This is a genomic window from Bradyrhizobium sp. 930_D9_N1_4, assembly GCF_052076015.1.
In the GTDB taxonomy this organism is placed as follows: Bacteria; Pseudomonadota; Alphaproteobacteria; order Rhizobiales; family Xanthobacteraceae; genus Bradyrhizobium.
In genome coordinates this window covers 1,731,028-1,745,151 of sequence record NZ_CP197236.1, presented here as the reverse complement: position 1 = coordinate 1,745,151, position 14,124 = coordinate 1,731,028, and the positions used below count along the sequence as shown (strand labels likewise).

Below are 14,124 nucleotides of genomic sequence, written 5' to 3'. Positions count from 1 at the left end.
TGCCAATCCTATCTTTCCACGCCCGGCACGAGCTTGCCGTTCTTGTCGATATGGGCGGGAATGTAGGTCGAATCCGGTGCGGCGCCGGAGTAATGCGCCAGGCCGACGAGACCCGCGATCACAAGCACGAGCGCAGCCAGCACAAGCCGCGCCACGACGGTGACCGGCCAGGACGATCGCGCGAACACGCCGGAGCGGGTGGCGGCCAGGAACAGCGCATAGACGGCAAAGGGGATGAGAAAGATTCCGATCTCGGTCAGGATCGGCCGGATCATGACGAATAGATCCGCTCATACAGCACACGCAGCATGCCGGCCGTCGCGCCCCAGATGTAACGCTCCGCGAACGGCATCGCGTAATAGAACCGCTCCAGGCCGCGGAATTCCTTGCTGTGCACCTGATGGTTCACCGGATTCATCAGGAAGGATAGCGGCACCTCGAAGGCGTCATCAACCTCGGAATGGTTGATGGTGAGATCGAAGCCGGGCCTGACCCTCGCGACCGTCGGCAGGATGCGGAAGCCGAAGGCGGTGCCGTAGAGATCGAGATAGCCGATCGGCTCGACGAAGTCGCGCGACAAGCCGACCTCCTCCTCGGCCTCGCGCAGCGCCGCATCGAGCGGTGAGGAGTCCGTCGCGTCGATCTTGCCACCGGGGAAAGCGATCTGGCCGGCGTGGTCGTTGAGATGCGCCGAGCGCTGCGTCAGCAGGATGGTCGGCTCGGGACGGTCGACCACGGCGATCAGCACCGCCGCGGGCCGCACCGGCTGCTCGCGCGCGACGATCTCGAGCATCTTGTCGGTGCCGGGATCGCCCGAGGCCGGAATGATGTTCGGGTCGAACAAACCGGCCGGCACGTCGAAATCAAGCCTGGCCTTCGAGCGGGCGAAGAAATCCGCCGCGCCGATCGCTGTGGGCTCGTGACCAGGCTCGCTCTTGGGGATAGGCTTGTTCAAAGCGCGGCCCTCACCTGCTCCGCATCGGCCATGGCGAAGAATTCGCCTGATGATTCGACGCCGAACATCGGCTGGCCATCGACCATCCGCTCCTCACCCATGTCAACCAGATCGTAATAGAGCGCGCGGGTGACCTTGGCCCAGAGATCGGCACGAACATGCAGATAGGGTGTCAGCCCGCCGTCCTTGGCCTGCTCGAAGCGCAGCCGGCGCGCGGCGTCGCAGGTCACCCAGTCGTCGACATTGGTGCGGAAGCTGAGCACGCGATGGTTGTCCTCGCCGGCCTTCAGCATTTCGACCGCCATGAACGGCGCATCGTCGACGCGGATGCCGACCTTCTCCACGGGCGTGACCAGGAAATGCTTGTCGCCCTCGCGCTTCAGGACCGTCGAGAACAGGCGAACCAGTGCGGGGCGACCGATTGGCGTCCCCAAGTAGAACCAAGTACCATCACTGGCGATTCGAATGTCGAGATCGCCGCAAAACGGCGGATTCCACAGATGCACCGGAGGCAGGCCCTTTTTGGCGCCTTCGGCACTGGCAGCACTTTTGGCGGCGGCAGTCAGCCCCTCAAGACCGCGATCGGCGCTCTGCCCTTGGTTCGCCATGGTTTGCCCTGACTTTGTCATCTGGCACGATTGGTGCAGGTTTACGTTGTACCCGGGTGCACGGTTCCACCCCGGATTTGTCCGGTGTGGAGGTCGCCACTTCGTGATGCCCTACATAACCCCAAGCCGATAAGGTGGGGATAGGTTAATTCAACGAATACATGGCCTTCCTGCAAGTCTAGCATAGGGCCCATGTGACAAACTGTGCGACGACGCAGGCGAGCCGCGTGGCGGACTCTTGAGGAGCTGACGGATGGCGGAGAGTGTCGAGAAACTCGAAGACGGAATCGTCCGTTCGGCCGAACAGGTGTCGAGCCAGATTCGCGCCGCGAAAGAGGCGATCGGCTCCGTCATCTTCGGCCAGGATCGGGTGATCGAGAACACGCTGGTCACGATCCTCTCGGGCGGCCACGCGCTCCTGATCGGCGTGCCCGGCCTTGCGAAAACAAAACTGGTCGAGACGCTCGGCGTCACGCTCGGTCTCGATGCCAAGCGCATCCAGTTCACGCCCGACCTGATGCCGTCGGACATTCTCGGCGCCGAAGTGCTCGACGAGAGCACCGCCGGCAAGCGCGCGTTCCGATTCATCTCGGGTCCGGTTTTCGCGCAGCTGCTGATGGCCGACGAGATCAACCGCGCCAGCCCGCGCACCCAATCGGCGTTGCTCCAGGCAATGCAAGAGCAGCACATCACCGTCGCCGGTGCGCGTCACGATCTGCCGAAGCCGTTCCACGTGCTCGCGACGCAAAATCCGCTTGAGCAGGAAGGCACCTATCCGCTGCCGGAAGCCCAGCTCGACCGTTTCCTGATGGAGATCGACGTCGACTATCCCGATCGCGACGCCGAGCGCCGCATCCTGTTCGAGACCACCGGTGCCGAAGAGACGCTGGCGAAGGCGTCTTTGACGGCGGATGCGCTGATCACCGCGCAGCGGCTGATCCGCCGCCTGCCGGTCGGCGATTCCGTGGTGGAGGCGATCCTGTCGCTGGTCCGCTCGGCCCGTCCGGGCCCCGAGAGCGGCGAGACCGGCAAGTTCATCGCTTGGGGCCCCGGCCCGCGCGCCAGCCAATCGCTGATGCTCGCGGTGCGCGCCCGCGCGCTGATCGACGGACGCCTCGCGCCATCGATCGATGACGTGCTCGACCTCGCCGAGCCCGTGCTGAAGCACCGCATGGCGCTGACGTTCCAGGCACGCGCTGAAGGCCGCACCATTCCGGACGTGATCAAGCAGTTGAAGACACGGATCGGTTGATGGCCGCAGAGAACGGGCACACAGCGAAGGAGATCATCGCGATCCGACGTGCCGATGGCGAAAGCCGTACGCTCGCCGCTTCGCTGCCACGCCTGGTGCTCGAGGCCCGCCGCATCGCCGCCAACGTCATCCACGGACTGCACGGCCGCCGCCGCGCCGGCTCCGGCGAAAATTTCTGGCAATACCGCCGCTTCGTCTCCGGCGAGCCGGCGCAGAGGGTCGACTGGCGGCGCTCGGCGCGTGACGACCATCTCTATGTCCGCGAGCTCGAATGGGAAGCTTCGCACACGGTCTGGATCTGGCCGGACCGCTCGCCCTCGATGGCATTCGCCTCGAAGACCGCGCGCGAGTCCAAGCTGGAGCGGACGCTGATCGTCGCCTTCGCGCTGGCCGAGTTGCTGGTGTCGGGCGGTGAACGCGTCGGCATTCCCGGACTGATGGCCCCGACCGCGAGCCGCAGCGTCGTCGACAAGATGGCGCAGGCGATGCTGCATGACGATGCCGACCGGCTGAGCCTGCCGCCGTCCTTCGTGCCCGCGGCGCTCGCCGAAACCATCGTGCTGTCGGATTTCTGGTCGCCGATCGCGGAGATCAGGAACACGCTTGCAGGGCTGTCCGGCTCCGGTGCGCACGGCACGCTGGTGCAGGTGGTCGATCCCGCCGAAGAGAGCTTTCCCTATTCGGGCCGCGTCGAATTCGTCGAGCCGGAAGGCTTCGGCATGATCACCGCCGGTCGCGCCGAGACATGGGCGCAGGACTACACCGCGCGGCTGGCGCTGCACCGCGACCAGATCCGCGCCGAGACCTCCAAGCTGGACTGGCTGTTCACGACGCACACGACCGACCGCTCGGCCGCGGAGCTGCTGCTGTTTCTCCATGCCGGCATGCAGGTGAGCAAGTCGGGCGGGCGCACGATCAAGGCGGGGCCGGCCGCATGATGGGATTGCCGCTCGCCTTCACCGAACCGCTGCTCCTGATCGGCCTCGTCAGCCTGCCGGTGCTGTGGTGGCTGCTGCGCGTGATGCCGCCGCGGCCGCGCCGCATCGAGTTTCCGCCGACGCGGTTGCTGTTCGACATCGTACCGCGGGAAGAGACGCCGTCGCGGACACCGTGGTGGCTGACTGCATTACGGCTGCTGGCTGCGGCGCTGGTGATCTTCGCCGCCGCCGGCCCGATCTGGAATCCGCAGACCGGCAGCGCAGGCAGCAAGGCGCCGCTGATGATCATGCTCGACGACGGCTGGAGCGCCGCATCGCACTGGGATGTCAGGATCAGGGCCGCCGACGAGCTGATCGCCAATGCCGACAACGACCGCCGCGCCATCGCGCTGGTGCCGCTGTCCGAGCCGAACCGCGACATCACGCTGATGCCGGCGGGGGCGGCGCGCGTGGCGCTGCGGCAGATCGCGCCAAAGCCCTATTCGATCGATCGCGTCGAGACCCTGACGGCGGTGGACCGTTTCCTGAAGGCGACCGGCGATTGCGAGATCGCCTGGCTCTCGGACGGCATCGACACCGGCCGCGGCGACGACTTCGTGCAGGGCCTCGGCAAGACCATCGGGGATCGCAGCTTGACGGTGTTCGCAGGCGGCACCTCCTCCCCGCTGGCACTGGTTGCGGCCGAGAACGCGGCCGCCAAGATGACGGTGAAGGTGCTGCGCACCGACAGCGGCATTGCGATGGGCACCGTGCGCGCACTGGACCAGAAGGCCTCGCCGATCGCCGAAGCGCGTTATTCGTTCGGCCCCCAGGACAAGGAGACCGAGGCCGCGTTTGATCTCCCCGTCGAGCTGCGCAACGACATCACAAGGCTCGAGATCTCGGCCGAACGTTCCGCCGGCGCAGTGCAACTGCTCGACAAGCGCTGGCGCCGCCGCGCCATCGGCATCGTCACCGGCACGACCAGCGAGACCGCGCAGCCGCTGCTGGCGCCGACCTTCTATCTCACCCGCGCGCTGGCGCCCTTCGCCGACGTGCGGCTGGCCGACCGCGGCTCGCCGCAGCAGGGCATCACGCAATTCCTCGACCAGAAGCTGCCGATGATCATCCTCGCCGATGTCGGCACCGTCGCCCCCGAAATCCGCGAGCGCCTCAATGCCTGGATCGACCAGGGCGGCGTGCTGGTGCGGTTCGCAGGCCCTCGCCTCGCGCAGGCCGAAGACGATCTGGTGCCGGTCAAGCTGCGCAAGGGCGGCCGCACGCTCGGCGGCAGCCTGACCTGGGAGAAGCCGCAGCATCTCGCCTCCTTTGCCGCCGATGGCCCGTTTGCCGGCGTCGCGGTCCCCAAGGACATCACCGTGAACCGCCAGGTCTTGGCCGAGCCCGACGCGGTGCTCGCCACCAAGAGCTGGGCCTCGCTGGAAGACGGCACGCCGCTCGTCACCGGCGAGCATCGCGGCAAGGGCATGGTCAGCCTGTTCCATGTCAGCGCCGACATGCGCTGGTCGGATCTGCCGATGTCGGGCACCTTCGTCGAAATGCTGCGCCGGGTCGTCGACATGTCCGGCTACACCGCCAAGCCCGGTCCCGGCATCGCGGGCGAAGCGACCGCCGAGACGGTGGCGCCGCTGCACATCCTCGACGGCTTTGGCGCGTTCGGGCCGCCGCCGGCCACCGCAAAGCCGCTGCCCGCGGATTACCGCGACCGCGCCACGCCCGATCATCCGCCCGGCTTCTACGGTCCGGCAGAAGGACCGCTCGCCGTGAACACGCTCGCCGCTTCCGACCGCATCGCCGAGCTGAACACCGCGAGCCTGCGCGCCCGGCACGCCACCTACACCAATGCCGAGCCGCGTGACCTGCGTGGCTGGCTGCTGTCGACGGCGCTCGCGCTGTTTCTGGTCGACGCCATCATCGTCGCGGTGCTCGGCGGCGGCATCGCCGCGCTGCTGCGCCGGCGCGCTGCGACGGCGATGATCGTGTTCGGGTTGGCGCTCACCGGCTTCGTGGCGCTCGTGCCTGCGCCGTCGCGCGCAGATAGCGCGTCCGACGAGTTCGCGATGAAGGCGGTGTCGCAGACCCGCCTCGCCTATGTCGTCACCGGCAATGCCGACGTCGATTCCATCGTCAAGGCCGGCCTGTCCGGGCTGACGCAGTTTCTGGCGCAGCGCACCGCGCTCGAAGCCGGTGATCCCGTCGGCATCGATCCCGGCCGCGACGAGCTCGCCTTCTTCCCGCTGATCTACTGGCCGATCGTGCCGGGCGCGCCGAAGCCGCCGCAGGATGCCATCAACAAGATCGACGCCTACATGAAGCAGGGCGGCACCGTGCTGTTCGACACCCGCGACGCGATCGAGGCGCCGCCCGGCGACAACGGCGCGGCACAGACCCCGGGCATGCAGACGCTGCGCGAGATCCTGTCGTCGCTCGACGTGCCCGAGCTCGAACCGGTGCCGCGCGAGCACGTGCTGACCAAGACCTTCTATCTGCTGCGCGACTTCCCCGGTCGTTTCTCGACCGGCCAGACCTGGGTCGAGGCGCTGCCCCGCGACGAGGACGAGGACAGCGCGCAGCGGCCGGCCCGCGGCGGCGACGGCGTCTCGCCGATCATCATCACCTCCAACGATCTGGCCGGGGCCTGGGCGCAGCGGCTCGACGGCCAGTTCATGCTGCCGATGTCCGGCGGCGACGCCCGCCAGCGCGAATTCGCCTACCGCGCCGGCGCCAACATCGTGATGTACACGCTGACCGGCAACTACAAGGCCGACCAGGTGCACGCACCCGCCCTGATCGAACGGCTGGGGCAATAGGATCGACATGAATTACGGCATCGCCTTCACGCCGCTTGTTCCCACGATCGTGCTGTGGCTCGCGCTGGCGGCGATTGTCGTCATCGCGATCGTGCTGCTGGTGTCGCGCGCGCGCGGCGCGGCCGTGCGCGTGGCGGCGCTGGTGCTTTTTCTGCTGGCGCTCGCCAATCCCTCCTTCACGCGTGAGGACCGCGATCCCCTCACCTCGGTCGCCGCCATCATCGTCGACAAGAGCCCGAGCCAGAATTTCGGCAACCGCAATCGCGAGGCGGCCCAGGCGCAGGAAGCGCTGGTCGACAGCCTGAAGAAGATCAAGGGCCTCGAAGTCCGCGTCGTCGACGCCGCACAGGCCGACGGCGAGACCGACGGCACCAAGCTGTTCGGCGCACTCGCCTCGGCGCTGGCGGACGTACCGGTCGATCGCGTCGCCGGCGCGTTCATGATCACCGACGGCCGCGTCCACGACATTCCCGCCAACGCCGCCGGGCTCGGCTTCCAGGCGCCGGTGCACGCGCTGATCACCGGGCAGAAGGACGAGCGCGACCGCCGCATCGCCATCACCGCGGCGCCGCGCTTCGGCATCGTCGGGCAGAACCAGACCATCAGCTACCGCCTCGACGACCAGGGCGTCACCGGCGAGCGCGCCAAGGTGACGATCCGCCGGGACGGTGAGGTCCTGAGCGAGCGCACGCTGTCGAGCGGCCAGAGTGCCAGCGTCGACGTCGACATCAAGCATGCCGGCCCGAACATCGTCGAGATCGAGGCATCGCCGCTCGAACGTGAATTGACGCCGGTGAACAACCGCGCCGTCGTCGCCATCGACGGCGTGCGCGACAAGCTGCGCGTGCTGCTGGTCTCGGGCGAGCCGCATTCGGGCGAACGCACCTGGCGCAATCTTCTCAAGTCCGACGCCAGCGTCGACCTCGTGCACTTCACCATTCTGCGTCCGCCGGAGAAGCAGGACGGCACGCCGATCAACGAATTGTCACTGATTGCGTTTCCGACCCGCGAGCTGTTCCAGCAGAAGATCAACGAATTCCAGCTGATCATCTTCGACCGCTACGCCCGCCAGGGCGTGCTGCCGATCGCCTATTTCGACAACATCGCGCGCTACGTCCGCGCCGGCGGCGCCGTGCTGGTCTCGGCCGGTCCCGACTATGCCTCCAACACCAGCATCTGGCGCACGCCGCTGGATTCGGTGCTGCCGGCAGAACCCGTCGGCGTGACCGAAAAGCCGTTCTATGCGCATCTGTCCGACGTCGGCAAACGCCATCCGGTCACGCGCGGCCTCGAAGGCTCGGCCTCCGAGCCGCCGCGCTGGAGCCGCTTCTTCCGCACCGTCGACACCCGCAACGCCGTCAACCCGCCCGTGATGACGGGCGTGGACGGCAAGCCGCTGCTGTTCCTGTCGCGCTTCGGCGAAGGCCGCGTCGCGCTCTTGCTGTCCGACCACATCTGGCTATGGGCGCGCGGCTATGAAGGCGGCGGCCCGCATCTCGATCTGCTCAGGCGGATGTCGCACTGGCTGATGAAGCAGCCCGATCTCGACGAAGAAGCGCTGCGCCTGCAGGTGCAGGGCAAAAATCTCGTCGTGGTGCGCCAGACCATGGCGGACAGCGTGCAGCCGGTCAGCGTGACCTCGCCGTCCGGCGTGTCGCAGGACCTGACGCTCAGCGCCGGCGATCCCGGCGAGTGGCGCGCCAGCCTGCCGGCAAGCGAGCTAGGCCTGTGGGCTGCCACCGACGGCACCTTGAAGGCGCTGATCAATGTCGGTCCGACCAATCCGAAAGAGTTTTCGGAAGTCACCTCCACCACCGAGACGTTGAAGCCGCTGACGCAGGCGACCGGCGGCAATGCCGTGCGCGTGGTCGACGGCACCAGCGTCGAGTTGCCGCGCATCGTGCCGGTGCGCTCGGCCAGCGTCTTTGCCGGCGACGGCTGGATGGGCGTCCGGATGCGCGACGCCAGCGTCGTCAAGGGCGTCGGCGTGCTGCCGATCTTCGCCGGCCTGATCGGCCTGCTGCTGCTGCTCGGCGCGTTTGCGGCGACGTGGGTGCGCGAAGGGCGGTAAAGCGAACTGGCTGCGGCGAAATGTTGCTTCGGTAGTCAGAAGACCTCGCGAATGCCAACCGTTATACGCAGAATATAACCATCGTGCGCACCAAGACACAGAATGCGGCCGCGCCTTGCGGCAACACGCCGTCCCGCGGTCTGGAATAGCTGTTACTGCCAGTCGAAGATAAAGGTCACCAAGGACGAGGCACCCAAACCAGAAACACAACGATCGCGACTGCGGCGAGGATACCCAACCCCGTCGCACTGACGCTGAACCCCCAGCCTTTGAATTCCAGACGATGGTCCGACATGGGCGCAGCTCTCCATTTAAAACTTGGAAGCTGCCTGCAATCAGCTCTATCTCGTATCGCTCATCCCGATACGCCCTTTCGAACTAGATTCATAAGATCAAAAATTTCGAGCGGCGCAACTAAATAATTATCGGCCACGAAACGGTGGAAGAACGCCCCCGGCGCTTTTTCCAAATGCTTGTCACCACTACCCGGTTAAGTGTTGGTTGAATTACACTTTTTCGAATCCCGTTTCGCAGGGTAACCCCGCACTACGGGGATTTAGAAAACTGTGGAAAAGTCGGAGGGCACCTTTGGGAAAAGGCGCCGGGCTTGGTCAAGGGCTCTCACGAATTCTGGCGGGTCCTGTATGTCGGAGAAATACTTCGGTCGTTCGCTCAACACTTCGGCCTCCCAACACTCGCTTCCTGATCTCCGGCGGCCCGGCCTTCTTTATCTCGTCACGCTGAGTAACGAGGTTGTCCACCTTCGCTTGCATACGGATCAAGAAAGCTTCAGCCGAAGCCGTCCCTCCCCTGTCCTTTGAAGCTGGAGGATTTCCTTGCGCTGGCGACCAATCTGCACGCGCATCCGCTCGCTCTCCGAGCGGATGAATTCGATGGAGGGCATGGTTCGCTCTAAATGGCGGTGGATCGCCACAAGAACGAACCATGGAAAAGAATCAACGGTTAGGTACGAGCCCAATCTGAAATCGGCTTAAGCCACTTTCCGTTCGAGGTTAGCCCCTCACCCCACACCAGTACGACTTCGCTATCGTTGACGTTTCCGCCGGCAGCGAACAGAGGGATTTTGGTGTCTTGGCCTGGAATGCTCTCCAGGATCTCGCTCCATTTTTCCAGAATGTCCCTCCATATCGTGACAGTCAGTCTTTGCTGTCCGTACCAGTAAATGAGCTTCTTTCTGGAAATCACGGTGCAGCCGTACTCGGCAACGTCTTCAAGGTGCTTAAGCAGATCATTTGAGTGTCGTGGCAACATCCCGTGATCACTTCCGAGACTTTACCGAGGCACAAAAGAAAGGGCCGCCCCAAAGGACGGCCTTTCAGAATGATCTCTAACCGAAAGTAATCACCTAAATCGGGGAGCTCTGACCATCCCCTTATTTGATCACCTTGTCAGGATGATCTTGATCCGAATGCTGATTAGCATGGGACCTCTTTCCGCCACCGTGTACATCGGCGACTAGTGGAATACGGACAGCGCTGTCCGTAGCCGCCATAAAGCACAAGCACTTCAGTTCGGCTATAGGTTGTACTTGCGACCCTAAGCCGCCTCCGCGGCATGGAACTAATTGGCTTCATGCCGTCTAAGCTCCGTCCACAGCGGCTCTGCAGGTGCAGGGCAAGAATCTCGTCGTGGTGCGCCAGACCATGGCGGACAGCGTGCAGCCGGTCAGCGTGACCTCGCCGTCGGGCGTGTCGCAGGACCTGACGCTCAGCGCCGGCGACCCCGGCGAGTGGCGCGCCAGCCTGCCGGCAAGCGAGCTCGGGCTGTGGGCGGCCACCGATGGCACCTTGAAGGCGCTGATCAATGTCGGCCCGACCAATCCGAAAGAGTTTTCGGAGGTCACCTCCACCACCGAGACGTTGAAGCCGCTGACGCAGGCGACCGGCGGCAATGCCGTGCGCGTGGTCGACGGCACCAGCGTCGAGCTGCCGCGCATCGTGCCGGTGCGCTCGGCCAGCGTCTTCGCCGGCGACGGCTGGATGGGCGTGCGGATGCGCGACGCCAGCGTGGTGAAGGGCGTCGGCGTGCTGCCGATCTTCGCCGGCCTGATCGGGCTGTTGCTGCTGCTGGGCGCGTTTGCGGCGACCTGGATCCGCGAGGGGCGGTGACCTGAGCGCGCGCCTCGTCCTTCGAGACGACCGCTCCGCGGTCTCCTCAGGATGAGGCTAAGCAGCACCGGTACACGTCAGAACTGCGGCCGCACACTCGGTCCTCATCCTGAGGGCCCGCCGAAGGCGGGCGTCTCGAAGGATGGCCACAGGGGAGTCTCTCCCATATGCGATTGCCCTCCCCGTAAGGAGGAGGGACCGCCCTCCTTCGGGGCACAAACCTAGTTGCCCGAACGACACATCGCGCGGCGACACGCGCGCGAACCTCTGACCGCCGTTGACATCCACTGACCGGTGCTGCGATGTTACATTATAACATCGCGAGATCAGGGGACGATCCCTCGCGATGTGGGGTGGCTTTTTCAGATGAAGTGGTTCCGGTCGAATATCAGGCACGGCGCCCGGCTCGCGATGTTCGCGATGCTGGTGCAGTTCGCGCTGACGTTCGGCCACAGCCACTGGTTCGCCCAAGCCGCTCCCCTCAGCCAGGCCTCGCTTCAGCAGACCGACGGCGGCAAGAGCATCGCTGCGATCGATCGCGTGGCGATCGAGAAGCAATCGCCCGCAGGCCCCGACCGGGAGCAGCCGGGCGAGGACAATTGCGCGATTTGCGCCGTCGTCGCGATGGCCGGCACCGTCGTATCGGCAACGCCGCCGCTGCTCCAGCTGCCGCAGGCGATCGACCTGCTCTACCGCACGACCGATGCCGAATTCGTTCACCTGAAATCGGCCGGCACGGCATTCCAGCCGCGCGCCCCTCCCGCGTCCTGACTTCCAACAGCACTTGATCACGCCCGGGCTCGCATGTCCGGGAGCAGTTGAAGTCGAATTCCGTCGCGCTGCGACGGCAGGCCGCCTCCGATCAACAGCAAAGCCTTCGGACGGCGCCTGAGTGGAATCAGGACCATGTCATTTGAATTGCGACGCGTGCAGCATCTCGCCGGAGCAAGCCTGCTCCTGCTCGGCGCCGCCGCCACCCCCGCGCAGGCCCAGTCAGCGACGACCGAATTGCCGTCGGTCACGGTGACCGCGCCCAGCCCCATCGTGCGCAGAGCAGCGATCGTGCCGACGCGCAAACCCGTCCGCGCAGCACGCACCGCACCCGCGCGCCCCCGCGAACGCACGGCGGAAGCCGCACCGGCGGCACCGGCCGCACCTCAGCAGGGCGTGCTGCCTGTCGTGACCAACCAGTTCGCGACGGTCACCGTGGTGCCGAACGAGGAAATCCGCCGCGAGGGCGGCGGCCAGCTCGGCGACCTCCTGTTCTCCAAGCCCGGCATCACCGGCTCGAGCTTTGCGCCCGGCGCCTCCAGCCGGCCGATCATCCGGGGTCTCGACGTCAACCGCGTCGGCATCGTCGAAAACGGCACCAATGCGAACGGCGCCTCCGATCTCGGCGAGGACCATTTCGTCCCGATCGATCCGCTCGCGACCAACCAGATCGAGGTGGTGCGCGGGCCGGCAGCCTTGCGCTACGGCTCGACCTCGATCGGCGGCGTCGTCAGCGCCACCAACAACCGGATTCCGGATGCGCTGCCGTCCTGCGCACCGTCGTTCCAGTCCTGGGGCATGCCGACCAAGGCGCCGCTCGCGACCGCCGCGACCGCTCCTTGCGTCACCGCCGAGACGCGCACCGCGTTCAGCTCGGTCGATCGAGGCGTCGAGAGCGGCGTACTGCTCGACACCGGCGGCGGCAATTTTGCTTTCCACGCCGACGCCTATGGCCGGACGACTTCCGATTACAGCATTCCGAGCTATCCCTATCTGAACGACCAGACGCGCTCCGTGAACGGCCGCCAGCCGAACTCGGCGACGCGCTCGGACGGGGCCTCGATCGGCGGCTCCTACTTTTTCACGGGCGGCTATATCGGCGCCTCGATCACGCAGAACGACGCACTCTACCATATCCCCGGAATCGACGGCGCCGACCACCACACGCGGATCGACGGCCACCAGACCAAGATCAACGTCAAGGGCGAGTACCATCCCGACTCCGCCGCGATCGACGCCGTCCGCTTCTGGGCCGGCGCGACCGACTACCGGCACAACGAGATCGGCCTTGCCGATCCCGCCGACCTCAACAGCGACGGCGTCCGGCAGACCTTCACCAACAAGGAGCAGGAAATCCGCACCGAGGTGCAGCTGATGCCCTTCAACGCGCGCTTCGCCGAGGTGACGACGGCGCTGGGCTTCCAGGTCGGGCATCAGGAGCTGAACGCGCCGAGCCCGGACAATCCCGGCACGCTGTTCAACGGGTTGTGGGACCCGAACAACAGCACCCGCGTTGCCGGCTACGCCTTCAACGAGTTCAAGTTCACGGAGGCGACGCGGGCGCAGATCGCCGGCCGCATCGAGCATGTCGAGCTGCACGGCACGACGCCGGACTTCCCGGCGGACTATCTGCCCGACGGCACGCCGCAGGCGGCAATCTCGCGCAATCCGTCCTTCACGCCGAAGAGCGGCAGCATCGGCCTGTTGCAGGATCTGCCGGGCGGCATGGTCGGCAGCATCACCGCGCAATATGTCGAGCGCGCGCCGAAGGCGGCCGAGCTGTTTTCGCGCGGCGGGCATGACGCGACCGCGACCTTTGACATCGGCAATCCGAACCTCACGATCGAAACCGCGAAATCGGTCGAGCTCGGCGTGCGCAAGGCGACGGGACCTTTTCGTTTCGAGGCGACCGTCTACTACACCCACTTCGACAATTTCATCTATCGCCGCCTCACCGGCGTGATGTGCGATGACGATTTTGCCTCGTGCGGCAATCCGGGTGCGGAGCTGAACCAGGCGGTCTACTCGCAACGCAATGCGAATTTCCGCGGCGGCGAATTCCAGTCGCAGCTCGACGTCGGCGCGTTCCAGGGCGGCATCTGGGGCATCGAGAACCAGATGGATTTCGTCCGTGCGACCTTCTCCGATGGCACCAACGTGCCGCGCATCCCACCGATGCGAATGGGCGGCGGCATGTTCTGGCGCGACGACAACTGGCTGATGCGGGTCAACCTGTTGCACGCCTTCGCGCAAAACAATGTCGCCGTGATCGCGGAGACGCCGACATCGGGCTACAATCTGTTGAAGGCCGAAATCAGCTACAAGACCAAGCTCGACCGCAACTGGTTCGGCGCACGCGAGATGATGGCCGGCATCGTCGGCAACAATCTCCTCAACGAGAACATCCGCAACTCGGTGTCCTACAACAAGGACGAGGTGCTGATGCCTGGCATCGGCGTGCGGGCGTTTGCGAACTTCAAGTTCTGATGCGGAGGTGGTCGGGGCCTGAAGGCCCCGACGCATCCACCGTCATTGCGAGCGCAGCGAAGCAATCCAGAATCCCTCCGCGGAAAGAATCTGGATTGCTTCG

Annotated in this window: 10 protein-coding genes and 1 pseudogene; 7 read left to right on the top strand and 4 right to left on the bottom strand. The window is 65.6% G+C overall.

The features are described 5' to 3' along the window. Positions 1-8 precede the first annotated feature (8 nt). From AB7532_RS08085 to AB7532_RS08075, 3 genes are read right to left on the bottom strand one after another with little or no spacing between them, the layout of a single operon-like run. A complete protein-coding gene (locus AB7532_RS08085) occupies positions 9-275 on the bottom strand; it encodes a DUF6111 family protein (protein ID WP_441234275.1) in 267 nt (88 codons plus the stop codon). Next, entirely contained in the window at positions 272-955 is a 684-nt protein-coding gene (locus AB7532_RS08080; protein WP_441234274.1) for a CoA pyrophosphatase, read from the bottom strand. The genes AB7532_RS08085 and AB7532_RS08080 overlap by 4 nt, the downstream gene beginning before the upstream one ends. After that, positions 952-1,563 carry a DUF1285 domain-containing protein gene (locus AB7532_RS08075; protein ID WP_441234273.1) on the bottom strand — a complete coding sequence of 204 codons (612 nt, stop codon included), beginning with the start codon at positions 1,561-1,563 and terminating at the stop codon, positions 952-954. Before AB7532_RS08075 ends, AB7532_RS08080 begins: the two co-directional genes overlap by 4 nt. A gap of 253 nt (positions 1,564-1,816) precedes the next feature. On the opposite strand from AB7532_RS08075, the gene AB7532_RS08070 reads away from it, so the two are divergent. From AB7532_RS08070 to AB7532_RS08055, 4 genes are read left to right on the top strand one after another with little or no spacing between them, the layout of a single operon-like run. After that, positions 1,817-2,815 carry an AAA family ATPase gene (locus tag AB7532_RS08070; protein WP_441234272.1) on the top strand — a complete coding sequence of 333 codons (999 nt, stop codon included), beginning with the start codon at positions 1,817-1,819 and terminating at the stop codon, positions 2,813-2,815. Beyond that, positions 2,815-3,753: a DUF58 domain-containing protein gene (locus AB7532_RS08065; protein ID WP_441234271.1), complete on the top strand. Its 939-nt coding sequence runs from the start codon at positions 2,815-2,817 to the stop codon at positions 3,751-3,753. Before AB7532_RS08070 ends, AB7532_RS08065 begins: the two co-directional genes overlap by 1 nt. Further along, complete coding sequence (locus AB7532_RS08060; RefSeq protein WP_441234270.1) at positions 3,750-6,563, top strand: DUF4159 domain-containing protein; 2,814 nt, start codon at positions 3,750-3,752, stop codon at positions 6,561-6,563. The genes AB7532_RS08065 and AB7532_RS08060 overlap by 4 nt, the downstream gene beginning before the upstream one ends. A gap of 7 nt (positions 6,564-6,570) precedes the next feature. Beyond that, positions 6,571-8,634, top strand: coding sequence for a hypothetical protein (locus AB7532_RS08055; protein WP_441234269.1), 2,064 nt, complete (start codon positions 6,571-6,573; stop codon positions 8,632-8,634). 778 nt (positions 8,635-9,412) lie between these two features. On the opposite strand, the gene AB7532_RS08050 is transcribed toward AB7532_RS08055, so the two are convergent. Then, positions 9,413-9,538 carry a hypothetical protein gene (locus tag AB7532_RS08050; protein WP_441234268.1) on the bottom strand — a complete coding sequence of 42 codons (126 nt, stop codon included), beginning with the start codon at positions 9,536-9,538 and terminating at the stop codon, positions 9,413-9,415. A 718-nt stretch (positions 9,539-10,256) separates the two neighbouring features. Between AB7532_RS08050 and AB7532_RS08045 the strand changes: the two are divergent. From AB7532_RS08045 to AB7532_RS08035, 3 genes and pseudogenes are all read left to right on the top strand, one after another. Beyond that, positions 10,257-10,763: pseudogene (locus AB7532_RS08045) on the top strand (hypothetical protein); the annotation flags it as partial. A 366-nt stretch (positions 10,764-11,129) separates the two neighbouring features. Next, positions 11,130-11,534: a DUF2946 domain-containing protein gene (locus AB7532_RS08040; RefSeq protein WP_441234267.1), complete on the top strand. Its 405-nt coding sequence runs from the start codon at positions 11,130-11,132 to the stop codon at positions 11,532-11,534. A gap of 135 nt (positions 11,535-11,669) precedes the next feature. Continuing rightward, positions 11,670-14,021, top strand: a complete 2,352-nt coding sequence (locus AB7532_RS08035; RefSeq protein ID WP_441234266.1) for a TonB-dependent receptor — start codon at positions 11,670-11,672, stop codon at positions 14,019-14,021. The last annotated feature ends 103 nt before the right edge of the window (positions 14,022-14,124 follow it).